This window comes from Sinorhizobium americanum (assembly GCF_001651855.1).
Lineage (GTDB): Bacteria > Pseudomonadota > Alphaproteobacteria > Rhizobiales > Rhizobiaceae > Sinorhizobium > Sinorhizobium americanum.
Map to the genome: position 1 here is coordinate 235,376 of NZ_LNQC01000049.1, position 24,251 is coordinate 259,626.

General features: G+C 62.5%; 22 protein-coding genes. 13 read left to right on the forward strand and 9 right to left on the reverse strand.

Annotated elements, in window-relative coordinates; all coding sequences use genetic code 11:
• Nucleotides 1-13: 13 nt before the first annotated feature.
• Entirely contained in the window at nucleotides 14-727 is a 714-nt protein-coding gene (locus tag ATC00_RS12020; protein WP_064252927.1) for a hypothetical protein, read from the forward strand.
• A 122-nt stretch (nucleotides 728-849) separates the two neighbouring features.
• Here the strand turns inward: ATC00_RS12020 and ATC00_RS12025 are convergent, their stop codons facing one another.
• The 7 genes from ATC00_RS12025 to melA (ATC00_RS12055) all read right to left on the reverse strand — a co-directional run bounded on the left by ATC00_RS12025 (nucleotide 850) and on the right by melA (ATC00_RS12055) (nucleotide 10,410).
• The gene (locus tag ATC00_RS12025) at nucleotides 850-1,035 is read right to left on the reverse strand and encodes a hypothetical protein (RefSeq protein ID WP_037381969.1); all 186 of its coding nucleotides are present in this window, start codon (nucleotides 1,033-1,035) and stop codon (nucleotides 850-852) included.
• A 150-nt stretch (nucleotides 1,036-1,185) separates the two neighbouring features.
• Nucleotides 1,186-2,559 carry an alpha-glucosidase/alpha-galactosidase gene (gene melA, locus ATC00_RS12030; protein ID WP_064252928.1) on the reverse strand — a complete coding sequence of 458 codons (1,374 nt, stop codon included), beginning with the start codon at nucleotides 2,557-2,559 and terminating at the stop codon, nucleotides 1,186-1,188.
• A 22-nt stretch (nucleotides 2,560-2,581) separates the two neighbouring features.
• Complete coding sequence (locus ATC00_RS12035) at nucleotides 2,582-4,252, reverse strand: ABC transporter ATP-binding protein (RefSeq protein WP_082912248.1); 1,671 nt, start codon at nucleotides 4,250-4,252, stop codon at nucleotides 2,582-2,584.
• Between the two features lie 11 nt (nucleotides 4,253-4,263).
• Complete coding sequence (locus tag ATC00_RS12040) at nucleotides 4,264-5,391, reverse strand: ABC transporter permease (RefSeq protein ID WP_064252929.1); 1,128 nt, start codon at nucleotides 5,389-5,391, stop codon at nucleotides 4,264-4,266.
• Entirely contained in the window at nucleotides 5,388-6,401 is a 1,014-nt protein-coding gene (locus ATC00_RS12045; protein WP_064252930.1) for an ABC transporter permease, read from the reverse strand. The genes ATC00_RS12040 and ATC00_RS12045 overlap by 4 nt, the downstream gene beginning before the upstream one ends.
• A gap of 113 nt (nucleotides 6,402-6,514) precedes the next feature.
• Nucleotides 6,515-8,596 carry an ABC transporter substrate-binding protein gene (locus ATC00_RS12050; protein WP_064252931.1) on the reverse strand — a complete coding sequence of 694 codons (2,082 nt, stop codon included), beginning with the start codon at nucleotides 8,594-8,596 and terminating at the stop codon, nucleotides 6,515-6,517.
• Nucleotides 8,597-8,937: 341 nt separating this feature from the next.
• A complete protein-coding gene (gene melA / locus ATC00_RS12055) occupies nucleotides 8,938-10,410 on the reverse strand; it encodes an alpha-glucosidase/alpha-galactosidase (protein WP_064252932.1) in 1,473 nt (490 codons plus the stop codon).
• Between the two features lie 197 nt (nucleotides 10,411-10,607).
• On the opposite strand from melA (ATC00_RS12055), the gene ATC00_RS12060 reads away from it, so the two are divergent.
• From ATC00_RS12060 to ATC00_RS12115, 12 genes are all read left to right on the forward strand, one after another.
• A complete protein-coding gene (locus ATC00_RS12060; RefSeq protein ID WP_064252933.1) occupies nucleotides 10,608-11,543 on the forward strand; it encodes an AraC family transcriptional regulator in 936 nt (311 codons plus the stop codon).
• 67 nt (nucleotides 11,544-11,610) lie between these two features.
• Entirely contained in the window at nucleotides 11,611-12,669 is a 1,059-nt protein-coding gene (locus tag ATC00_RS12065) for a LacI family DNA-binding transcriptional regulator (RefSeq protein ID WP_064252934.1), read from the forward strand.
• 173 nt (nucleotides 12,670-12,842) lie between these two features.
• The gene (locus ATC00_RS12070; RefSeq protein WP_037389951.1) at nucleotides 12,843-13,088 is read left to right on the forward strand and encodes a type II toxin-antitoxin system VapB family antitoxin; all 246 of its coding nucleotides are present in this window, start codon (nucleotides 12,843-12,845) and stop codon (nucleotides 13,086-13,088) included.
• Nucleotides 13,088-13,525 (forward strand): type II toxin-antitoxin system VapC family toxin, encoded by a 438-nt coding sequence (locus tag ATC00_RS12075; RefSeq protein WP_052035621.1) that lies wholly within the window; start codon nucleotides 13,088-13,090, stop codon nucleotides 13,523-13,525. The genes ATC00_RS12070 and ATC00_RS12075 overlap by 1 nt, the downstream gene beginning before the upstream one ends.
• A 164-nt stretch (nucleotides 13,526-13,689) precedes the next feature.
• A complete protein-coding gene (locus tag ATC00_RS12080; RefSeq protein WP_064252935.1) occupies nucleotides 13,690-14,964 on the forward strand; it encodes an ABC transporter substrate-binding protein in 1,275 nt (424 codons plus the stop codon).
• A 101-nt stretch (nucleotides 14,965-15,065) separates the two neighbouring features.
• Complete coding sequence (locus tag ATC00_RS12085) at nucleotides 15,066-15,965, forward strand: carbohydrate ABC transporter permease (protein ID WP_064252936.1); 900 nt, start codon at nucleotides 15,066-15,068, stop codon at nucleotides 15,963-15,965.
• The gene (locus ATC00_RS12090; RefSeq protein WP_037389957.1) at nucleotides 15,962-16,783 is read left to right on the forward strand and encodes a carbohydrate ABC transporter permease; all 822 of its coding nucleotides are present in this window, start codon (nucleotides 15,962-15,964) and stop codon (nucleotides 16,781-16,783) included. Before ATC00_RS12085 ends, ATC00_RS12090 begins: the two co-directional genes overlap by 4 nt.
• Nucleotides 16,784-16,791: 8 nt before the next feature.
• Nucleotides 16,792-19,056: a glycoside hydrolase family 2 protein gene (locus tag ATC00_RS12095; RefSeq protein ID WP_064253067.1), complete on the forward strand. Its 2,265-nt coding sequence runs from the start codon at nucleotides 16,792-16,794 to the stop codon at nucleotides 19,054-19,056.
• Nucleotides 19,053-20,126 carry an ABC transporter ATP-binding protein gene (locus ATC00_RS12100; protein WP_064252937.1) on the forward strand — a complete coding sequence of 358 codons (1,074 nt, stop codon included), beginning with the start codon at nucleotides 19,053-19,055 and terminating at the stop codon, nucleotides 20,124-20,126. Before ATC00_RS12095 ends, ATC00_RS12100 begins: the two co-directional genes overlap by 4 nt.
• A 296-nt stretch (nucleotides 20,127-20,422) precedes the next feature.
• Nucleotides 20,423-21,001 (forward strand): cysteine hydrolase family protein, encoded by a 579-nt coding sequence (locus ATC00_RS12105; protein WP_037389962.1) that lies wholly within the window; start codon nucleotides 20,423-20,425, stop codon nucleotides 20,999-21,001.
• 197 nt (nucleotides 21,002-21,198) lie between these two features.
• Nucleotides 21,199-21,447: a FitA-like ribbon-helix-helix domain-containing protein gene (locus ATC00_RS12110; RefSeq protein WP_037389965.1), complete on the forward strand. Its 249-nt coding sequence runs from the start codon at nucleotides 21,199-21,201 to the stop codon at nucleotides 21,445-21,447.
• Nucleotides 21,444-21,869 (forward strand): type II toxin-antitoxin system VapC family toxin, encoded by a 426-nt coding sequence (locus ATC00_RS12115; protein ID WP_037389967.1) that lies wholly within the window; start codon nucleotides 21,444-21,446, stop codon nucleotides 21,867-21,869. The genes ATC00_RS12110 and ATC00_RS12115 overlap by 4 nt, the downstream gene beginning before the upstream one ends.
• Nucleotides 21,870-22,076: 207 nt before the next feature.
• Here ATC00_RS12115 and ATC00_RS12120 read toward each other — a convergent pair whose 3' ends face one another.
• Nucleotides 22,077-22,844: a 3-hydroxyacyl-CoA dehydrogenase gene (locus ATC00_RS12120; RefSeq protein ID WP_037389969.1), complete on the reverse strand. Its 768-nt coding sequence runs from the start codon at nucleotides 22,842-22,844 to the stop codon at nucleotides 22,077-22,079.
• 149 nt (nucleotides 22,845-22,993) lie between these two features.
• A complete protein-coding gene (locus tag ATC00_RS12125) occupies nucleotides 22,994-24,238 on the reverse strand; it encodes a Gfo/Idh/MocA family protein (RefSeq protein WP_064252938.1) in 1,245 nt (414 codons plus the stop codon).
• Nucleotides 24,239-24,251: the final 13 nt, after the last annotated feature.

The following is a 24,251-nucleotide window of genomic DNA, read 5'->3' on the forward strand; positions in this document are numbered from 1 at the left end:
CCAGGAGGATCCCATGCCCGACTTTGACAGTGATGGACGCACTGCCGCCGCCCAGGGAACCAGCACGATGACGGCCTTCTTCGATAATCGGCGCGACGCGGAAGCGGCGGTAGAACGGCTGCACAAGGCAGAACTCGGCGCCGCCTCGGTTCAGCTTGTCCTCGGCATCGGCGAAGGGTGCTCTGATTTCGAGCGGGAGGGCATCCGGTCGGCGATCGAGAATTTTTTCTTCCCCGACGAGGACCGCGAGATTTATGCCGAGGGTCTCGCCCGCGGCGGATATCTGGTGACGGTGAGCGGCATCGACGACCAGAGCTACGCAGAGGTGCGAGACATTCTCGACGAAGGCACGATCGATCTCGACGAGCGCGCCGACCTTTGGAGGAGCGAGGGCTGGAGCGGTGGGCAGCGCGGTGTACCAAGTACGCCGGCGACCGGCTCCACGGAAGACACTTTCGACGCTCCCCGGCCGGCACTGGCGACAAGAGACCACGCCCGAAGCTCCGGGACCGTTCGGACCTATCGGACGGAGAGCGCTTCGACATCCACGCTGAGCGACACCCCGGCGGCCGGCATGCACGAACCGGGGCAGGCCCCAGCCGATGCCGGCTCCTGGTCTCAGCCCGAATCCGACACTCCCGGCAGCCGTCGCCAGGAGCAGGACGGGCAGAGCCAAAGCCAGCAACTCGGCTCCGGCTGGTCGCAGAGCCAGAAGAGCGGACGCTGACGACGCGATGCATGCCGAGCGAAGAAGTGCTGACCGGCGGATGCCTCTGCGGCATCACCCCTTCTCCCGATTTCCGACGTTCCAATCTGATCGGATGCCGCTCTAAGAACCTCTATTCGAGGTCAGGTCTTGGCGCTCGAATTCGGATTGTGCTTGTCTTTCTCGGTGACGGGACCTTTCGAGGCCTTGGAGCCGCCACCCCACTCCTGCGCGTTGCGGGCCTGATCCCCGCCCGTCTTGCCAGGCTGGCTTTTCTTGGCGGTGCCGCTTTCTCCCTTGTTCTTCGGGCGATCCGGTTTCTTTTCCATTTGGGGCTCCATCCGTTGTTCGGTTATTCGCCCCCGAACAGTCGAGCGGCCAATCGGTTCCAGCTTTGTCGAGATGCCATGCGCAACGAAAAAGCCCCGGAACGCGGAGCGTTCCGGGGCTTTTCTGGTCGCCTGACCGGGAGAAAGAAATCAGGCGGCCGCTACTTTTTTCGGGATGCGCGCCCATTCCGGGATCCAGTCCCGGTGGGCGACGAGCAGGTCGTCGACGAGCGACCAGATCTGGTCGAGGTCCAGTTCGGCGGCGGTGTGCGGATCCATCATCGCCGCGTGGTAGAGGTGTTCACGGTTCTCGGTGACGAGCGCCTGGACGGTCAGCTCCTGGACGTTGATGTTGGTGCGGATCAGCGCGGTGAGCTGCGGCGGCAGCGCGCCGATATAGGTCGGCTGGATGCCGGAGGAGTCGACGAGGCAGGGCACTTCGGCGGCGCAGTTTTCCGGCAGCGAGGTGATGCAGCCATTGTTCCTGAGATTGCCGTAGATCACCGAAGGCTCGCCGGTCCAGACCGAGTTCATGATAGACGAGGCATATTCGTGGCTCTCGGCCACCTCGATCGTCTCGGCCTCCTTGTAGGCCGCCGCCTGCCCCTTCCAGCGCTCGATCTGCTCGATGCAGCGCTTCGGGTATTCGTCGAGCGGGATGCCGAATTTCTCGATCAGGTCGGGGCGGCCGTCCTTGATGAAATAGGGCGTGTACTCGGCAAAGTGCTCCGAGCTTTCCGTGACGAAATAGCCAAGCCGGGTCAGCATCTCATAGCGCACCTTGTTCGGGCAGCGCGGGTTCCAGTGGCTGGGCTTCGGGAAGCGGCCTTCGCGATAGCCGCGGATCAGCTCCGGGTAGAGGTCGCGATAGCTGCCGTCCTTCTGGCGATGCTCGAACTTGAGATAAAACGCCATGTGGTTGATACCGGCGGCACGATAGCGGATTTCGTCGAGCGGAATGTCCAGGTCGCGGGCAAGCTCGAACGCCGTTCCCTGCACCGAATGGCAGAGGCCGACCTGCTTGATCGTCGGATATTTTTCGGCGATCGCCCAGGTGTTGATCGCCATCGGGTTGACATACTGCAGCAGGATCGCTTCCGGGCAGACGGCGAGCATGTCCTCGCAGATCTTCCAGAGATGCGGCACGGTGCGAAGCCCGCGCATGATACCGCCGACGCCGAGCGTGTCGGCGATCGTTTGGCGCAGCCCGTATTTCTTCGGCACTTCGAAATCGGTGACGGTGCAGGGCTCGTAGCCGCCGATCTGGAAGGCGACGACGACGAAGTCCGACCCTTCCAGCGCCTTCAGCTGATTCGAATAGGTTTCGATCTTCGCCTCGACGCCGAGGGTGCGCACCAGCTTGCCAGCCACGATCTCACTCTCGGCAAGGCGTTCCGGGTTCAAGTCCATCAGCGCGATGGTCGCGGCCGAAAGCGCCGGCCGCTGCAACACGTCGCCGATGATGTTCTTCATGAAGACGGTCGAGCCGGCGCCGATGAAGGTGATTTTGGGTTGTCTGGTCATGGAAAGCCTCTGTTCTGGAAGGTCACGCGGCCACTTCGAAGGCGGCTCTCACGAGCCGCTTCGTATAGGCAGTCTTGGGATTGGAAAGAATTTCGCTCACCGGCCCCTCCTCGACGATCTTGCCGTGCTGCATCACCACCACCCGATGGCAGAGCGCACGCACAACCTTCAGGTCGTGCGAGATGAAGAGGTAGCTCAAGCCCCGCTCGTCCTGGAGCTTGCGCAACAGCTCGATGATCTGGGCCTGCACCGAGAGATCGAGCGCCGAGGTCGGCTCGTCGAGCAGGATGAATTCCGGCTCGAGCGCGATCGCCCGGGCAATCGCGATGCGCTGGCGCTGGCCGCCGGAAAATTCGTGCGGGAAGCGTGACAGAATATTGGGGGGCATGCCGGCGCTGACAAGCGCGTCCTGGACACGCGCAAGCCTATCCCTGCGGTTCTCGCCGAGGCCGTTGACGATCAGTCCTTCCTCGATGATCTGGCCGATCGACATGCGCGGATTGAGCGATGCGAAGGGATCTTGGAAGACGATCTGGATGCGCGAGCGCAGCGGCCGCATTCCCTTGCGGTCCTTGCCGTGGATCGGCTGGCCTTCGAAATAGATCTCGCCGCCATCGGTGTTGATCAGCCGGATCAGCGCCTGGCCGAAGGTCGTCTTGCCGGAGCCGGACTCGCCGACGAGGCCGAGCGTCTCGTGCCGGCGGAGATTGAGGCTGAGGCTGTCGACCGCGACGAGTTCCTTCAGCTCCGGCTTGAAGAAGCCGCCCTTCTTCAGCATGAACGAGACCCGGACGTTCCGCCCATCGAGCATGATCGGCGCATTGTCCGGCAGCGGCTTGGCCGATCCGGTCGGCTCGGAGGCAAGCAGCCGTCGCGTATAGGCATGCTGCGGGTTGGCGAAGAGCGCCTCCGTCGTGTTGTGCTCCTTCACCTCGCCGAGCTGCATCACATAGACATAGTCGGAGAACTGCCTGACCACCGTCAGGTCGTGGGTGATGAGGATCACCGCCATGCCGAGCTCCTGCTGCAGCTTGCGGATCAGGTTGAGGATCTGGGCCTGCACGGTGACATCGAGGGCCGTCGTCGGCTCGTCGGCGATCAAGACATCGGGGTCGTTGGCGAGCGCCATGGCGATCATGACGCGCTGGCGCTGGCCGCCGGAAAGCTGATGCGGATACTGGTTGAGCCGCGCCTCCGGGTCGGGGATCTGCACATGGCGCAGCAGTTCGAGCGCCCGCTCGCTCGCCGCGCGGCGGCTCATCCGACGATGCGCCCGGATCGCCTCGATGATCTGGCTACCGATCGAGTAGACCGGGTTCAGCGAGCTCATCGGCTCCTGGAAGATCATCGAGATTCGGTCACCGCGCAGCGCCCGGCGTTGCCGCTTCGAGAACTTCAGCACGTCCTTGCCATCATATTCGATGCGCGAATGCGAGGCGATCGTGGCACGCTTGGAAAGAAGCCCCATGACGGTACGGGCCGTCACCGACTTGCCCGAACCGGACTCGCCGACGATCGCCACCGTCTCGCCTCGATAGAGCTGGAAGGAGACGTCCTTCACCGCCTCGACGGTGCCGTCCTCGACCTTGAAGGTGACGGCCACCCTGCGGGCGTCGATGACCGGCCGCGTGTCCTTGGTGTGGCGGTCACGCCGTTCTGCCGGTGCCGGCACAATGGTTTCGACTGTTGCCATCGGCGTGCTCCTCAATAGGGGTCGATTGCGTCGCGCAGGCCGTCGCCCAACGCATTGAAGGCGAAGACGGTGACGAGCACGAAAGCGACCGGCGAGAGGATCCACGGATAGGAGCCGATCGCCGAATAGTTCGCGGTATCCTGCAGCATCAGCCCCCAGGAAATCAGCGGCGGTTTCACCGCAAAACCGAGGAAGCCGAGGAAGGATTCGAGAAGCACCACCTGCGGAATCGCCAGCGTCACGGCGACGATCACGTGGCTCATCACATTCGGGAAAATGTGCTGGAAGATGATGCGTCGGTCGGTCGCGCCGATGGCGATTGCCGCCCTGACATAGTCGATCCGCGCCAGAGCCAGCGTCTTGCCGCGCACCTCTCGTGACATCTGCGCCCAGCCGAGTGCCGACATCACGATCACGACGAAGGCGAGGAAGACATTGGTCGGCGCCGTCACTGGGATCAGCGATGAGAGCGCCAGGTAGAGCGGCAGTTGGGGGAAGGCGAGCACGAGCTCGACGAAGCGCTGCACCCAGGCATCGAAGCGCCCGCCGAAATAGCCCGATACCATGCCGACGGTCGTGCCGACCACGGTGACGATCGAGACCACCGTCAGCGCTATGATCAGCGAGATGCGCGAGCCGTAGAGGATGCGCGACAGCACGTCCCGGCCGAACTTGTCGGTGCCGAGCAGGTGCACCGGCGTACCGTCGACGGCGCCGAAGAGATGGCGCTCAGCCGGGATCAGCCCGAAGAGCCTGTAGGGAGCGCCCTCGACGAAGAAGCCGAGGAGCTGCGGATTGTCGTAGTCGGGACCGATGACTGGCTGGAAGGTGATCGGATCGAGCTCCTCCGTCTCGCGCACCGGATAGCTGCGCGGCGAGAAGACGAAGTTGCCGTCCTTGTCGGTGAAGCTGATCGCCTGCGGCGGCGCAAAGGCGACCCCGGTCGCCTTCGGATCGACCGGCGACAGGAAATCGGCAAAGATCGCCATGAGGATCAGCAGGCTGACGAGGATCAGGCCGAGCAGACCGGTCCAGGAGCGCTTCAGCCGCCGCCAGACGAGCGCGGTATAGCTCTCGTGATGATGCTTTTCTTCCGGCTGCATGGCGACCGGTACTGTGCCGTGGGCTTCGATGGTCATGCGTAGGCCCCCCCTCCCATGCGCACGCGCGGATCGAGCGCGGCGAGCAGCATGTCGGCGATGATGTTGCCGACGATCAGCGTTGCCGAGAGCACCAGCATGAAAGTGGCGGTGACATAGACGTCGCCCACCCACATGGAGCCGACGATCGCCGGCCCGACGGTCGGCAGTGCGAAGATGATCGCCGTCTCGATCTCGCCGGTCAGCATGTAGGGAAGCACGACGCCCTGATACATGATGAGCGGGTGCAGCGCGTTCGGAACGGCGTGCCGCATCACGACGGCGCCTTCACTCAGGCCCTTGGCGCGGGCGGTCTCGACATATTGGGCGTTCAGCGTGTCGAGCAGGTTCCCGCGCATCACGCGCATGTTGTACGCAAGCCCGCCGAAGGTGGCGATCGCCACGACCGGCCAGACGTGCTTCACCAGGTCGACGAACTTGTCCCAGGACCAGGGCGCGCCGCCATAGCGGGCCGAATGGAAGCTGTTGATCTCGCTCACATTGAAATGGAAGACGAGGATATAGACGATGATCAGCGCCATCAGGAAGCGCGGCACCGTCATGCCGAGGAAGGAGACGGTCGAAAGCAGGCTGTCGACCCAGGAATATTGCTTGGTCGCCGCAAGAATGCCGAAGCCGATGCCGATCACGGACGCAAGAATGTGGCAGACGAGCGCCAGTGCAAGCGTGCGCGGCAGGCGCTCGCCTACGACGTCGGCAACCGGCTTGTTGTAGTAGAGGCTGTGGCCGAAGTCGCCGCGCGTCACGATACCGGTCATCCAGTTGACGTATTGCAGCGGCAGCGGCTTATCGAGACCGTGTTCCTTGCGGTAGGCCTGCGCCTGGGCATCGGCTTCCTCGAACGAGGCGCCGCCCTGGTTGATGAGCTGCGAGCGGATATAGTCGCTGTAGTCGCCGGGCGGCGCCTGGATGATGGCGAAGGTCACCACGCTCAGGACGAACAGCACCGGAATGGCAGAGGCGATGCGGACCATCAGAAATCTGAACATGGCCGTTTCCTTCTGTCGGTTTTCCAGTGGCGGTGCCGGGACGGCCGGCCACGCCTAGGAGTGAAGGGCGATCTCCCGGCCTTTAAGGTCAGGGCCGGGAGAGACAATCACGTTCAATTGCTCGGGCCGCTTTCGCCGGGCTTGCCCGGAAGCTGCTCGGCATAGAGCTCGTAGTCGCCCTGCTTGTCGGCGGCCACGAAGACCCGCTCGCGGATGATCGTGTCTTCGGCCCAGTTGAACATGAAGATCGGCGCGCCCGGAGGAATGTTCGAGAAGCGCTTGTTGATGATCAGCGCTCCCGGATATTCGGTGAGCCCGACGGTATCGACATTCTCGGTCGAGACCTTCTGGAACTGCTTCATCAGTTCGGCGCGCGCGTCGTTGTCGTTGCTCGCGATGAACTTGTTGACGATGTCGACGAGTTCCTGCTCGTAGGGCATGAGGTCGACCTTGCCGCTTTCCGGGGCGCGGTGGTGCCAGCTGGTGCGCGGGCCGGTCGGAGCGAGCTGCGTCGTGTTCTGCACGACGGAGGTCAGCTCCTGGTCGTTGCGGCGGATCAGCCAGTCGAACTTGCCCGCATACTGCGTCGCGTCACGCTTGGTGCCGTCGACCGAATTCAACACCACCTTTAGGCCAAGCTGTTCCATCTGGCCTATCAGGCCTTCCGCAAGGTTGCGGTCGGTGCCGTAGTCGGAATTGACGAGCATCACGATCTGCACGTCGGCCCCGCCGGCGGTGCCTTCAGGGAAGTTGACGAAGCCGTTGCCGTCGGTGTCCTTGAGGCCGACCTTTTCGAGGAGCGCCTTGGCGCCTTCGAGCTCGAACGGATAATAGATGGTCGAGTTCCGATCATAGAAGCTCGTGCCGGAGGAAAGCCCGCCCGGATAGATCGCCGTGAAGGGGCCTTTCACCAGCGCTTCGCCGAGCTTCTTGCGATCGACCGCCATGGTGACGGCCTTGCGGAAGTCGAGATTGCGGTTGAGTTCGCGGACTGCCTGGGCGCGTTCGTCCGGCTCTCCCCAGCCATTGGCCGAGTAGTTCATGCGCAGATTGTAGCCGATGACCCGCGGGGCGAAGGCGAGCCGGGCCGGTGCCGCTTCGTTGGCCGCTCGCTTCAGCGATTCGACGAAGTTTTCCGGCTGCTCGAGGTTGGAGAAGTCGCCCGATCCGGCGATCGCCTGAACGTCGCGGTCGGCCCAGGTCGACAGCTTGTAGTGCACTTCGTTCAGGTAGGGCAGCTGGTTGCCGGCCTCGTCGACCTTCCAATAGTAGGGATTGCGGCGCAGCACGATGATGTCGTCCGGGCGGTAAGCGACCGGAACCCAGGCGCCCATCACCGGAATGTTCATATATTCCGGCGGGAAGCCGTTCTTGTACTGGTCATAGGTCGTGCCGGCATATTTCGGATGCTTGGTCTTCAGGATATGCGACGGGCCGGGGCAGAAGGTGCCATAGGCCATGGCATAGAGATGCTGGCGCGGGAAGGCCTCCTTGAAGGTCCATTCGACCGTGTACTGGTCAACCTTCTTGAGCGTCGTCCCCTCGCCGAAGGTTTCGGGCGTCGCGCCGTTCAGCGGCGAGACATTGGGATCGACTACGTTGTCGTCCCAGTAGAACATCACATCGTCGGCGTCGAAGGGGTCGCCGTCCGACCATTTCGCACCTTCGATCAGGTGCATGGTGAGCTTGTGGCCGTCCTGCGACCACTCCCAGCTTCTGGCGAGGTTCGGCAGCGGCTCGACGTCGGAGGCCTCGACCTGGTAGAGCGGGGCGGTGCGCGTCAGGCATTCCGACATGCCGATATCGATGCCGCCCCAGCCTTGGGTCTGGCCGGCGCTGTAGTTCCAGCCTTCCGGCCGGCCGCCGATGACGTGGCGCATGACGTCGCCATAGGCGCCCATGCCGTCGGGCATGTTGCCGGTCTTGAAGACCATAGGCTCCTTCGGCAGGCGCTCGGCGACGGGCGGCAGCTTGCCGGTCTTGACGAATTTCTCCGTCACCCATTCCGGCTCTTTGTATTCGGGCAAAGCCTTGAACTCGAGAATGGAATCGCGCGGCACATAGGTGATCTTGCCCTGCGCCGGCACCGGCGGCTGCTCGGGCACGACGGTCGGCTCGGATGCAAAGGCCTGCACCGCAAAGGCGGATATGCCGATCAGCAGGCTGGCCGTTGTTGTCAGTCGATGCGTTTTCATTGCCTCAGGTTCTCCCTCCTCAATTCGCCACGCCGGGGCGGGTGGCGCTCCTCCTTGGCCACGAGCACCGCGTCTCCTCACGCGGATGTATTCGCGGCGTTATTTCAATGCGCGGGCGGTTTTGGCCCGCGGGCTATCCCTTTTTGGTCTCGGATACCCCCTCATCCGGCCTGCCGACCACCTTCTCCCCGCAAGCGGGGCGAAGGAGACTCGCGGCGCCGGTTCAAGTCCCCTTTCCCCGCCTGCGGGGAGAGGGCTAGTCCTCGGGTTAAACCGTGGAGAGGGCAATCCCAAAAGGCCAGAGGGGTAACCGCTGTCACCATCCTTCAAGTCCACAGCACCTAGCCGGCGGCGCGGAGCTTCGCGGCTTCCTTCTCGGCGCGGATCTCCTCGATCGAGCGCACCTGGCGCCGGGCGGCACCCGTCCACTCGCGGGTCTTCACCGTCGATCGGGCGAGCCGATCCTTCGCCGCCTCGACGGCATGGGCGTATTGCGGCAACCACTCAGCCTGAGCGACGACCATTTCGTCGACCATCTGCCAGACCTCCTCCGGCGTACAGATCGCGCCGACCAGCGGGTCGTGCAGCACCGCAAGCTTCAGAAGATCGATGTCGCCGGTGATCGCCGCATGGACGGACATGCGCTGGACATTGATCGACGAGATGCAGGTGGCGGCACAGGCCTCGGGAAGCGTGATGCCGGACACCATGTTAATGCCGAAACGATCGACGAAGCCAGGGGATTCGATGATCGCATCGGCCGGCAGGTTGGTGATCACGCCTTTGTTCTTGAGGTTGAAATGGCCGCGATAGACACGGCCCGTCTCCAGCGCTTCCAGAATATGACTAGCGTGCTCGTTCGACCGCTTGATCTTGTCGAGCGGCTTGCCTGCCTCCTCGAGGAAGCGAGGATATTCAGTCTCGAACCAGTTGCGGGTCTCGGTCGAATAGCGGAGATACCCGCCGGTCTCGCCGTGGATCCAGTCCGACATGTCGATCCACTTGGTGATCTCGTCGGGACGCTTGCGGTACCAGGGCAGATATTCGGAAAGATGGCCGTTGCTTTCCGTCGAATAGACACCGAAGCGCTTCAACACATCGATCCTGAGCTTTTCCTGTTTGGAGAAGACCGGATGCGCCTCGAAGGCGGCGACGAGTTCGTCCTTGCCGATCTTGCGGCCGTTCAGGCGCACGTCGATGAACCAGGTCTGGTGGTTGATGCCAGAGCAGACATAGTCGAGTTCGCCGTCCTTGGCGCCAAGGATTTCGGCAATCTGCTCGGCGCCGTGCTGGACGCCATGGCAGAGGCCGACCGTATCGACCTTGCCGTATTCGATCGCCGCCCACGTGTTCATCGCCATCGGGTTGGCATAGTTCAGGAACTTGGCGCCCGGCTCGGCCACTTCGCGGATATCCTTGCAGAAGTCGAGGATCACCGGGATGTTGCGCTGGCCGTATAGAATGCCGCCGGCGCAGATCGTGTCGCCGACGCATTGGTCGACGCCGTATTTCAGCGGAATGCGAATGTCGTCCGCATAGGCCTCCAGCCCGCCGACCCGGACGCAGCTGATGATGTAGCGGGCGCCTTCCAGGGCCTTGCGACGATCGGTGGTTGCGGTGACCCGCGTCGGCAGTCCGTTCGACTCGACGATCCGGTCGAGGATCGTCTTGATCATGCTGAGATTGTGCTCGCTCAGATCCGTCAGTGCGAACTCGACGTCGCGGAGTTCCGGTACGGACAGGATGTCGGTGAAAAGCTTCTTGGTGAAACCGACGCTGCCGGCGCCGATAATGGCGATCTTGAAGCTGCCCATATTCGTTCAATGCCTCCTCGCAATGGCGATCTTCGCGCAATAAGGGTAAAATCAATTCATCGAATTGATCCGGCGGCGACCGACGGGACGTCCTCACTGAAAACCCTGTTTCCAACGCCGGTTAGCCGTGCGTCTTGCGCGATCTGTGGCCATTATGTGTATAATCCGGAGCGCGACTAGAGAGGGATTGTGCTTTCATGGGTAATTCTGTGCTGCAGCAATTGATCGACCAGGGCCCGGTGATGCGGACCGTTTCGCTGCCACGGGGAAGGCAGAGCCTGCACACCATGCCGACGAGCACCGGCTACGAGATCAGGACCGAAGGCGGCTATGACTGGGACGGGCGAAAGCGCGGCCAGACGCCGTTCACGGTGCTGCAGCATACACTCGGCGGCGCTGGAAACCTGCGCTACGAGAACCGCACCCATCGCGTGCGTGAGGGGGACACGCTGCTGCTGCTCGTACCGCACAATCACCGCTATTGGCTGGAGGAGGACGGGCGGTGGGAGTTTTTCTGGATCTCGATGAACGGCGAGGAGGCGCTTCGCATCCACCGTTCCATCCTAGCGGTTACCGGGCCGGTTCTGAAGCTGCAGCCGGAGACGGTCGAGCACCTCGCCGACTGCAGCCTCCGGCTGATCACCGGCGGCGAGACGCCCGGCCGCGCCTCGGCGATCGCCTATGAGGCGGCAATGGCGCTCTATGACGACGTGTTCGGCTCGCACCCGGTCTTCAGCGAGGAATACCGAACGATGCATCACGTCATCGATCACATCATGGCAAACCTCGAAAAGCCGCTGCCGGTTGAGGAACTCGCCCGCGTCTCCGGCTTGAGCCGTGCCCATTTCTCTCGGGTCTTCGCCGCAAGCGAAGGCATGCCGCCCGCCGAATTCGTGCTGCAGAAGCGGCTGCAAAGGGCGGTGAAGCTGTTGACCAAGACCGCGGACCTGCCGGTCAAGGAAGTGGCGATCCTCTCCGGCTTCGACGATCCCAACTATTTCGCCAAGGTCTTCCGCCGCGTCTTCGGCGCGAGCCCGACCGAGTTCCGCACCACCGGCATGTATGCGAGCGTGCCCGCCAAACCCCAGAAGACAAGTGAGCAGGTGACGACGCTCGCTGCTGCTTGCGATTGAAATCTGCGCGATAAAATTTTACTAAATAAGGCGTGCAAGACGCGGCTGACTGGCGGGACGTAAGAGAATGGTGACAATCAAGGAAATCGCAGCGGCCGTCGGCGTGTCTTCGGCAACCGTGTCGCGGGTCCTGAACTACGATCCGACTCTGTCGATCTCCACCCGGAAACGTCAGGCGATCATCGAAACCGCCGAGGCGCTGAACTATGCGACGCCGCGCAACCGCAGCCGGGCAGCCGCCCAAGGCATCGGCTTGGGATTGAAGATTGCGCTCGTGCATTTCCTCGAACCGGCCCAGGAACTCGCCGATCCCTATTATGTCGGCGTCCGGCTCGGCATCGAGAGCCGCTGCCAGGCGCTGAAAAGCGAGATCGTCAAGATCGTCCATACGGGAAGCCCTCCGGAAGCGGCGATCCTCGAGGGCGCCTCCGGCGTCGTTGCCGTCGGCCATTATTATGGCGACGCGCTCGAATGGCTGCACCGCCACAGCCGCCACCTCGTCTTCGCCGACTACGCGCCGGCCGGCGACGCGGACGACAGCGTCCTCAGCGACGTCGCGACGGCGATGACCCGGCTCCTCGGTGCGGTTCACGCCATGGGCTATCGACGGATCGGCTTCATCGGCTGGATCGACGCGTTTCACGAGCCCGAAAACATCCATTCGGAGCGTCGCTGTCGCACCTATATCGAGTGGATGACGAAGGCCGGGCTTTTCGATCCGGATCTGTGCCTCGTCGAACGGATGACACCCGATAGCGGCTACGCGCTCGCCAGGACGATGCTGTCGAACCCCAGCCCGCCGAAGGTGCTGATCACCTGCAACGACAACATGGCGCTCGGCGCCTACCGGGCCATTCACGAGATGGGCCTGAGGATCCCCGAGGATGTGGCGGTGGCGAGCTTCAACGATATTCCGGTGGCGCAGTTCCTCGGACCGCCGCTGACCACCGTCAAGATCCCGGCCGAATTGATCGGCGAAACCGCCGTCGACCTGCTGCTCGAGCGCCTGTCCGGACGTGAAGTCGCCAAGAAGGTGGTGCTCGGCACCGAGATCGTCTGGCGCGGCAGCACGCCCGCGCCGGTCGATCACGGACCGACAAGATTGGGCGAATTGAGCCCTGTCTAGCGTTTGGGCAGTCGTCATACGCCGTGGCGCAATTGGAGCGAACCGACCTAACTCGCACTCCCCTCTGGCAATTGCGACTTCATTTCCCCGAAACGGTCAGCTTGCCACCGCTGTATATCCCGGATAGAATATACGTATATTCGAAGCCAGGATATACATCCTCAGGAGATCCTATGGCCCTCTATATTCGCGACGATGCCGTCGGCGACCTTGCGAAGCAGGTCCAGCAGGCCATCAATGCTCCCAATAAGACCGAAGCGGTGCGCAGGGCGCTTCTCAACGAGTTAGAACGAGCAAAAAAGACCATCCCGTTGAAAGGGCGGATCAAAAGGATTCAAGAGAGCGTTCGTGCCATGGGTCCCGACGATCCGAACTTCGACATGAAGAAATTCACCGATGAGCAGTGGGGCGATGCCTGATGTTCCTCGACGCCTCTGCAATAGTTGCTATCCTCGGGGAGGAGGAGGATGCCGACATGCTGATCGACAAGATCGAGAAGGCGAAGCGGCCGATCTACTATTCGTCGATCTCGATGTTCGAGGCGGTCATCAGCCTAGCCCGTAAGAAGCGAGATGGCACTCTTGGAAACCAAGTGCCGATCCCACCTTACCTAATCGATCTGGCACAACAGCATGTTGAAGCGTTCATCGAGACGATTGGAGCGAAAGCGAAGCCTATCGATGGCACCATGCATCGCATGGCGATCGAAGCCTGCCGAACCTATGGAGGCGTCGTTGCCCATGCCGCACGGCTGAACTTCGGAGACTGCTTCTCCTATGCTTGCGCGAAAACCTACCACCTCCCTCTTCTCTTCAAAGGTGACGATTTTACACACACGGACATAGAGCGGGCTTGAATGGCCCGGATGGGTTTTTCGGGCCTCCGAGATGGGAACTGGCTGGGCCGAAGCCAGCAAGTAAATATTTACTGAAAATCTTGCATCGCTCTCGATTTTAGGAAATACTCCGCGTCGAGACAGGGAGGACTGTCTCGGGGAACGAACCTTGAGGGAGGAAATTCATGGATATTTTCGCGCGTGCCCATCTGTCGCGGATCGCCGCTCTTGCGCTCGCAAGCGCCAGCTTCCTGGCGGTCACCGCCGCAGAGGCGAAGGAAATCACCATCTGGTGCTGGGATCCGAACTTCAATGTCGCGATCATGAAGGAAGCCGGCGCCCGCTATACCAAGACGCATCCCGACGTCACCTTCAACGTCGTCGATTTCGCCAAGACCGACGTCGAGCAGAAGCTGCAGACGGGCCTTGCCTCCGGCACTGCCGACGCGCTGCCCGATATTGTGCTGATCGAGGACTACGGCGCGCAGAAATATCTGCAATCCTTCCCCGGCGCCTTCGCGGCCCTATCCGGCACCGTCGACTACTCCGGCTTCGCTCCCTACAAGGTTGAAGTGATGACCGTCGACGGCCAGGTCTACGGCATGCCCTTCGATTCGGGCGTCACCGGGCTCTATTATCGTAAGGACTACCTCGAGCAGGCCGGCTTCAAACCGGAAGACATGCAGAGCCTCACCTGGGATCGATTCATCGAGATCGGCCAGCAGGTCGAGGCGAAGACCGGCAAGAAGATGATCGGTCTCGACCCGAACGATGCCGGCCTCGTCCGCATCATCATGCAATCGGCCGGCCAATGGTATTTCGACAAGGAAGGCAAGGCGAACATCACCGGCAATCCGGCGCTGAAGGCAGCGGTCGAGACGGTCGGCAAGATCATGTCCGCCAATATCTACAAACCAGCCAACGGCTGGTCCGACTGGGTTGGAACTTTCACCTCGGGTGATGTCGCGTCGGTCGTGACTGGCGTGTGGATCACCGGCACCGTCAAGGCGCAGCCGGACCAGGCCGGCAAATGGGGTGTGGCGCCGATCCCGGCGCTCTCGATCGAAGGCGCGACGCATGCGTCGAATCTCGGCGGATCGAGCTGGTACGTGCTCGAAAGCTCCGCGGAAAAGGCCGAGGCGATCGATTTCCTCAACGAGATTTACGGCAAGGACATCGATTTCTACCAGAAGATCCTGCAGGACCGCGGCGCCGTCGGTTCGCTGCTCGCCGCCCGTAGCGGCGCGGCCTATGAGGCGGCCGATCCGTTCTTCGGTGGTGAGAAGGTCTGGCAGAACTTCTCCGACTGGCTCGCCAAGGTGCCGTCGGTGAACTACGGCATCTTCACCAACGAGGCCGACCTCGCGGTCACAGCGCAACTGCCGGCGCTGACCCAGGGCACGCCGGTAGACGAAGCACTGAAGGCGATCGACGCCGAAGTCGCCGGGCACATCCAGTAGCCGGGAAAGCGAGCAGGCGGGCAAAGCGGCCTGCCGCTCTACAGTTGGCCGTGGCGGCTTAAGCCACGGCCAGTGGTTCCCTGTTAATCATGAGGTTGACGATGGCTCTCGCCCGCCGCGGCGGCATCGGCCGATATTACGACGTCAATGGCTGGCTGTTCGTCGCGCCGGCGCTCGGGCTGATCGCCCTGTTCATGGTCTATCCGATTTTCTGGTCGCTCTGGATGTCCTTCCAGTCCGGCCGCGGCATGATGATGAAGTTCGCCGGCTTCGGCAACATCGTCCGCCTCTGGAACGATGCAGTGTTCATCAAGGCGCTGACCAACACGATGACCTACTTCGTCGTGCAGGTGCCGATCATGATCCTGCTCGCCCTCATCCTGGCGTCGCTCCTCAACAATCCGCGGCTCGTCGGCCGGGCGTTCTTCCGCACCGCCATCTTCCTCCCGTGCGTCACCTCGCTCGTCGCCTATTCTGTGCTCTTCAAGGGCATGTTCGCATTCGACGGCATCGTCAATTCGACGCTTCAGGCGATTGGCATCATTGCCTCGCCCATTCCCTGGCAGACGCATCCCTTCTGGGCGAAGGCGCTCGTCATCATCGCCATCACCTGGCGCTGGACCGGCTACAACATGATCTTCTATCTCGCGGCGCTGCAGAACATCGACAGGTCGATCTACGAGGTCGCCCGCATCGACGGCGTTCCGGCCTGGGCGCGCTTTACCCACATCACCATACCGCTCTTGAAGCCGGTCATCCTGTTCACCACGGTGATTTCGACGATCGGTACGCTGCAGCTCTTCGACGAGGTCTATAACCTCACCGAAGGCAAGGGCGGCCCATCGAATGCGACGCTCACCCTGTCGCTCTATATCTACAACCTGACCTTCCGCTTCATGCCGAATTTCGGTTACGCGGCGACGGTTTCCTACGTCATCGTCATTCTCGTCGCCATCCTCGCCTTCCTGCAGTTCTTCCTGGCAAGGGAGCGCGACAAATGAGAACCAGTACCGCCAACATCGCCTCCGCCATCCTGACCTATGGCTTCGTCGGGCTGATGGCCTTCCTCTCCGTCTTCCCTTTCATCTGGATGGCGCTCGGCGCCACCAATTCCTCGATCGACATCATCAAGGGCAGGCTTGCGCCGGGCGAGGCGCTGGCAACCAACATCGCCAACTTCTTCACCCTGGTGAACGTGCCGCTGGTCTTCTGGAATTCGGCGAAGGTGACCATTTTTGCGACCGTGCTTACCCTCGCCGTCTCATCGCTTGCCGGCTACGGTTTCGAGATCTTCCGGTCGCGCCACCGTGAGCGCCTTTACCGGGCGATGCTGCTGACGCTGATGATCCCCTTTGCGGCGCTGATGATCCCGCTCTTCATCATGATGGGCAAGATGGGCCTCATCAACACCCACATCGCCGTCGTGCTGCCGACGATCGGCTCGGCCTTCATCGTCTTCTATTTCCGCCAGAGCACCAAGGCCTTCCCGTCGGAGCTGCGCGACGCGGCGAAGGTCGACGGCCTGAAGGAGTGGCAGATCTTCCTCTATATCTATGTGCCGGTGATGCGCTCGACCTATGCGGCCGCCTTCATCATCGTCTTCATGACCGCCTGGAACAACTATCTCTGGCCGCTGATCGTCTTGCAGTCGAACGAGACCAAGACGATCACGCTGGTCATCTCGTCGCTCGCCTCCGCCTATTACCCCGACTACGGCGTGGTGATGGTCGGCACGATCCTCGCGACGCTTCCGACGCTCGCCGTCTTCTTCTTCATGCAACGCCAGTTCGTCCAGGGCATGCTGGGCTCAGTCAAATAGGAACGATGATGCGCTCTGTTACCTCATTCAACAATTCATGGTTCTTTTCCGAAGGCTTCAATGCCGCCGATGCCGGCAAGCTCAAGGCCGGTGAGCTCGTCAGCCTGCCGCACAACGCCGTCGAGCTGCCCTTCAACTATTTCGACGAGACCTCCTATCAGCGCGCCTTCACCTATCAGAAGGTCATCGCCTGGCGTCCCGAATTCGCCGAGCGCGAGGTCTCGCTCGTCTTCGACGCGGCCATGGCGGACGCGGTCGTCTATCTGAACGGCGAGGAGATCATCGCCCACAGGGACGGCTATACGCCCTTCGAAGCGCGGCTGACCGGCAGGCTCCGCAAGGGCGACAACCTGATCACCGTCAAGATCGATGGCAGCGAGAACCCGGAAATCCCGCCCTTCGGCGGCCGGATCGATTATCTCACCTATGCCGGCATCTATCGCGACGTCTGGCTGAAGCTCACCGACACGGTCGCGATCGGCAATATCAAGATCGAAACCGGCGACGTGCTTTCCGACGCGAAGTCCGTCACGATCCGCTGCGATCTCGCCAATCCGCAAGGCCTCGCCTTCGCCGGTACCGTGACCGCGCTCTTGAGGGACGCCAATGGCGAGCTTCTGGCCGAAGCAATCGGCGAGACTGAGGGCGAAAACGTTACGCTGGAAATGACCGGCCTCAAGGGCCTGTCGCTCTGGGACATCGACCATCCGGTTCTCTACCAGGCGGAAGTCCAGCTCCGCACCGACCACGGCCGCGACGTGCTTGCCTCGCATTTCGGCTTCCGCACCGCCGAGTTCACAGTCGACGGCTTCCGGCTGAACGGCCGACCGCTGAAGATCCGCGGCCTCAACCGCCACCAGGCCTTCCCCTATGTCGGCTACGCCATGGGGCGCACGGCGCAGGAGCGTGACGCGGAACTCATGAAGCACAAGCTCCACTGCAATCTCGTCCGCACCTCGCATTATCCGCAGTCGAAATGGTTCCTCGACCATTGCGACCGGATCGGCCTGCTGGTCTTCGAGGAGATCCCCGGCTGGCAACATATCGGTGGCGAGGAATGGAAACAGGAGTCGATCCGTAACGTCCGTCGAATGATCGAGCGCGACTGGAACCATCCATCGATCGTCATCTGGGGCGTGCGTATCAACGAATCACAGGACTCGCGTGATTTCTACGTCGAAACGAACCGCCTCGCCCGCGAGCTCGATCCGACCCGCCAGACCGGCGGCGTGCGCTACATCACCGACAGCGAATTCCTCGAAGACGTCTACACGATGAACGACTTCATCCTCGGCAACGAGGAGCTGCCCGGCTCGAACCGGCCGCGCACGGCGCTGCGGCCGCAACAGGAATGCACCGGGCTCTCGCGCAAGGTGCCCTATATCATCACCGAGTTCGGCGGCCATATGTACCCGACGAAGATCTACGACCAGGAGCAGCGGCAGGCCGAGCACGTCCGCCGGCACCTCGAGGTGCTGAACGCCGCCCATGGCGACCCGAGCATTTCCGGCGCGATCGGCTGGTGCATGTTCGACTACAACACCCACAAGGATTTCGGCTCCGGCGACCGGATCTGCTATCACGGCGTCATGGACATGTTCCGCGAGCCGAAATTCGCCGCTTACGTTTATGCCAGCCAATGCGAACCGGCGGAAGAAGTGGTGATGAAGCCGGTCACCTTCTGGGCCCGGGGCGAGCGCAATATCGGCGGCGTGCTGCCCTTGATCGTGCTGACCAATTGCGACGAGATCGAACTGAAATACGGCTCGCTGACGAAGCGCGTCGGACCGGACCGCGAGATGTTCCCGCATTTGCCGCATGCGCCCGTGGTCATCGACCATCGCCACTTCACCAAGGACGAGCTCGGCGTCTGGGGCATGAAGTGGGAGAGTGCCGAGTTCACCGGCTTCATCGGCGGCAAGGCCGTCGCCCATCTCAAGATGGTCGCCGACCCGCTGCCGACGACTCTGGAAATCGAGGCCGACAGCAAGACGATCAGGTCGGAAGGCCGCGACAGCGTGCGTGTCATCATCCGCGCCCTCGACCAGGTCGGCAACATCCTGCCCTTCCTCAATGATGCCGTTGACATTGCGGTTCACGGCCCGGCGCGGCTTCTCGGACCGGCACGCGTCGTCTTCCAGGGCGGCTCGACCGGCTTCTGGCTGGAGTCGACGGGCGAAGCCGGCGGCATTTCCGTCACCGTCGCCTCATCGCGTCTCGGCACAGCGAAGCTTGAGCTCGCGGCTACGCCCGAAGGAGCGCCGCGCGCATGAGCGAACTTCAACTCAGCAATGTCCGCAAATCCTATGGCGGCCTCGAAGTCATCAAGGGCGTCGATCTCGACATCAAGTCCGGCGAGTTCGTCGTCTTCGTCGGCCCCTCCGGCTGCGGCAAGTCGACCCTGCTCCGGATGATCGCCGGCCTCGAGGAAATCACCTCCGGCGACCTGACGATCGACGACATGCTGATGAACGATGTCGATCCGTCGAAGCGCGGCATCGCCATGGTCTTCCAGTCCTATGCGCTCTATCCGCACATGACCGTCCGCGAGAACATGGGCTTTGCGTTACGTTTTGCCGGCGTCCCGAAGGTCGAGATCGAGAAGCGGGTGATGGAGGCCGCAAACATCCTCGAGCTCGGGCCGCTGCTCGACCGCAAGCCGAAGCAGCTTTCCGGCGGCCAGAGGCAGCGCGTGGCGATCGGCCGGGCGATCGTCCGCCACCCGAAGATCTTCCTCTTCGACGAGCCGCTGTCGAACCTCGATGCGGAGCTGCGCGTCCACATGCGCATCGAGATCGCGCGGCTGCACAAGCAGCTCGCCGCCACGATCATCTATGTGACGCACGACCAGGTCGAGGCGATGACGCTCGCCGACAAGATCGTCGTGATGCGCGCCGGCGTCGTCGAGCAGGTCGGCTCGCCGCTCGACCTCTACGACGATCCCGCCAACCTTTTCGTCGCCGGCTTCATCGGCTCGCCGAAGATGAATTTCCTGAAGGGGGTGATCGAGACCGGCGACGGCGAAGTCTATGCGCGGCTGCCGGACTATGCCGACACCAAGGTTCCGGTCGCTCTCACGCACGTGGCGCCGGGAATGCCCATAACCGTCGGCATCCGGCCCGAACACTTCAAGGAGCAAGGCTCGGCAAGCCTCGACCTGACGATCGACATGCTGGAGCATCTCGGCGGCGAGACCTTCGCTTATGCTCGCCACGGCAATGGCGAACTCGTGGTGATCGAAACAAAGAACGGCCGCGGCCTCAAATCCGGCGACGGCATCGCCGCCCGCTTCGACCCGGCCTGCGCCCTGTTGTTCGACGAAAGCGGAAAGCGGTTGAGATAGCGGTTTTCGACAGCGCAAAGTCCGCTCGCCGTCGCCGGCCGAGCCCCTGCGCGTCTGATGGCGAAAAATAACCAGGACGCCCGGCCCTTCCTTGCCGGCGCTCTACGTGGAAACCGCGAACGAACACGCGAATAGTCCGGCCCGTCAGGCTGCGGTGACGAGGCCTCCTGCCATCGGCCACACCGACCGGCCGCCAAACAGCCGATCTTCAAACTCCTCTGGAACTGCTTCTCTCTCTTCGAGTTCTTAATCACATCGCCTGCGGCCTTGGCCTCAGAGGTAGCGCGGAGAACGAAATGAACCAGGAGAAATGGATCCACCTGTGCATAGACATGCAGCGAATGTTCGCCGAGGGCACCCCGTGGCACGTCGCGTGGATGCCCAATGTGTTCGACCAGATCATCGAGGTTGCCGCCCGTTTCCCGGAGCGCACGATCTTCACGCGCTTCGTGCCGCCACCCGTCCCGGAGCAGATGCCCGGCATGTGGCGGGCCTATTACGAAAAATGGCCGATGATGACCACCACCCAGTTGAACCCGGAACTTGTGGACCTGATTGCGGACCTGAAGAGATTGGTCCCGCCAGGGCGTATCTTCGACAAGACCACCTATTCGCCATGGACAAGCGGCCGGCTGCATCGCGCCTTGACCGATCAGAATATCGGGACGCTGGTCGTAACAGGAGGAGAGACGGATATCTGCGTGCTCGCCGCGACCCTCGGGGCCGTCGATCTCGGTTACAAGGTGATCCTGCTGAAGGACGCGGTGTGCAGTACCACCGATGAAACGCACGACGCATCGCTCGAACTTCTGTGCAACCGCTTCTCGGTTCAAGTGACGGTCGTAGACACCGAAGAGTGGTTGTCGTCGGACTGAGCGGCGCCCGTACGGCAAGGCCTCACCTCCACCCCTTCCTGTGACAAGCAGCAGGGATGAGGGCGGAAAGGCATCCCACCAAACCCGGCGACAAGAGGAACGCCGCTCGGGGTCGCAGCATCCGTTTCCGGGAGCAACGTCTTGCGATGTTTGCAATCAACGATTAAACTGCAATCATTGATGAGAAGGAGCGACCCGTGGCGAGCATGACGATTCGCAATCTCGATGACGCACTGAAGCAACGTTTGCGCGTTCGCGCGGCGGCACATGGGCGGTCCATGGAGGATGAGGCTCGCGATATCCTGCGCGCAGCGCTATCGACCGGCGAAGGGCGCCCGCGCAATCTCGCCGCGGCGATCCGGTCCCGCATTGCGCCGCTTGGGGGTGTGGAACTTGAACTTCCCCCTCGCGAAGCAATCCGCGAGACCCCGGATTTCTCGGCTTGATTATCCTCGACACCAACGTTCTCTCGGAACTGCTTGCGCCTATCCCGTCTGTTTTGGTTGAAGCATGGCTGGCAGAGCAGCCGCCGGCGTCCATCTTCACGACAACCGTCACACAAGCGGAGATTCTGTACGGAATTCGTATCATGAGCGAAGGACGCCGCCGACGCGAACTCGAGGCCGCGATCGCACTCATCTTCCGCGAGGATCTTTCCGGGCGCATTCTGCCATTCGACGGCGAGGCCGCCGATGCTTACGCTTCCATTGCTTCCCAGCGGCGCAAGAGCGGCCGTCCCATCAGCCAGTTCGATGCCCAGATTGCCGCGATCGCCCTCTCCCGTGGAGCCGCTTTAGCGACCCGCAACGTCAGCGATTTCGCCGAAACCGGTGTCGCGATCGTCAATCCCTGGGATCATCGGCCATAGAGCGTGATGCGCTCACCTATGTTCGCGCCACCGCCCATCTGTTTGTTTTTACGCCTTGCTGCATGTCTCCTTAATCAACGTCCATTTTTAAGGACAAGGACATGCAGCAATTCAAAGTGCTACAGCGACCTTTGCGCGTCTGATAAGACGCGCGGCGCTGTAGTGCGACATCAGGTAAATCCACCTGACTGCCAATGCTCTGCGCACCTACCGCGCCCCCATCCTCAGCGCCCCGTCGAGGCGGATGACCTCGCCGTTCAGCATGTCGTTCTCGCAGATGTGCCGCACCAGCGCCGCATATTCGCCCGGCCGGCCGAGGCGCGGCGGGAAGGGCACGCTCTTGCCGAGCGAGTCCTGCACCTCCTGCGGCATGCCGGCCATCATCGGCGTTTCGAAAATGCCGGGCGCGATCGAGACCACGCGGATGCCGGAACGGGCGAGTTCGCGGGCAATCGGCAGCGTCATTGCCACGACGCCGCCCTTCGAGGCCGCGTAAGCCGCCTGGCCGATCTGGCCGTCGAAGGCGGCGACCGAAGCGGTGTTGACGATCACCCCGCGGCCGCCTTCGAGATCCGGCTCCTCCCTGGCGATCGCCGCGGCGGCAAGCCGGATCATGTTGAACGTGCCGATGAGGTTGATGCCGATCGCGCGGCTAAAACTGTCGAGCCGATGGGGCCCGTCACGGCCGAGCACCTTTTCACCGGGCGCAATGCCGGCGCAGTTGATGAGCCCGTGCAAATGCCCGAAGCTGTCGAGGGCGGCCTGCACCGCGGCGGCGCCGTCCGTCTCGCTCGTCACGTCGGTCCGCACGAAACAGGCGCGATCACCAAGTTCCGCGGCGATCGCGGCGCCCGCCTCCGCATTGATGTCGGCGATGACGACCTGCGCACCTTCCGCAACGAACATTCGCGCCACGGCCGCCCCAAGCCCGGAGCCGCCGCCGGTGACCAGGAATACCTTGTCGAGGATCAGCATGGCCGTGCTCCGCCACCTCGGTTAGCCGTGTTTGTCTGCATCGTCTTGTCCTCCCGTCGCTGCGGCTGGTCATTCTCCGCCGGCCGAATCCTTTGCAGGGACTATAGCCAGACGCGCCAGCGCAGGCGATACCGAATGGAAGGGATGCCTCACGCCCCCGTGCGCGCCACCAGCGGCACGTAATTCTCGAGCTCCGGCGCCGGGAAATGCAGCGTCGCGCCGATTTCGGCCGAGCGGTAGAGCCCCATCAGGATCTCGACGACGGCAAGGCCGTCCTCGAAGGTTTCAAGCGGCTTCGCGCCCTTGCGGAAACACTCGACCATGTGCCGGTTCTCGTCCGTATAGCCATAGACGCCGGCCTCGTCCTCGAGCACCGGCATCAGCCCCTGTTCGGCGTTCTGCTTTTCGACAAGGTCCTCGCCCTCGGAACCCGTGACCGCCCGCGACAGGAAGATTTTTAGCCCCGTGCCGAGCGAATTATATTCCAGCGCATATTCGGGGCCGAGCAGCTCAAGCTGGATGCGTAAGCCGGCGCCGACATAGGCCCAGGAGGTCGTCGCCTCGATCATCAGCTCATTGCCCTCCTCGTCTTCAAGCGTCACGGTGGCGCGGGCGAAATCCTCCGAGGGGCGGTTGCGGTAGTCGACCTCGCCGCCGTAGCGCTGGCGCAGTTGGTCGGCATAGTTCGGCCGGGTCCATTTGAGATTCGCGACGGTTCCGTTGACCGACTTCACTTTGAGGGAACTGCGCGGCGCTCCGGGCGCCGTCAGCAGATGGCGCGCCACCTCGACGCTGTGGCACATCATGTCGGAAAGCACGCCGCCGCCCTGCTTGTCGCCCTGCCAGAACCACGGCTCGTGCGGGCCGGAATGCTCTTCGGCAGCGCGCGCCAGATAGGGCCGTCCCGTGGTCGAGGCGGCGCGGCGCCAGATGATCTCCTTGCCGCGCAGCACCGGGGTGCAGAACACCTGGTTTTCGAGATAGCCGTTATTGAGGCCGGCGTCCTCGGCGAGACGCAGCATTTCGCGGGCCTCGGCGACGGTGCGTGCCAGCGGCTTTTCGCAGGCGACCGCGAAGACCTGGCTGCGGCCCGCCTTGATCTCGGCATGGAGCGTTCGCATCACCTCGAGCCGTGTATAGTTGGGCGAAAGAATCCAGATCGCATCGACATCCTCGGCCGACAGAAGGTGGTCGAGACTTCCGTGGGTGCGGCAGCTGCCGAGCTCGAGGGCCCTGACCTCCTCGGCGAAGCGCTCGCGATTTTCAGCCTTGCGGCTGTAGACGCCGGTCACCTCCACATGGCGCACGCCGATGAGCGATTGCAGATGGAAGCGAGCGATGAAGCCGGTCCCGACAAAGCCGATGCGCAGGGTCTGTTTCGGTAGTGCGGTCATTCCTTCCCTCCCT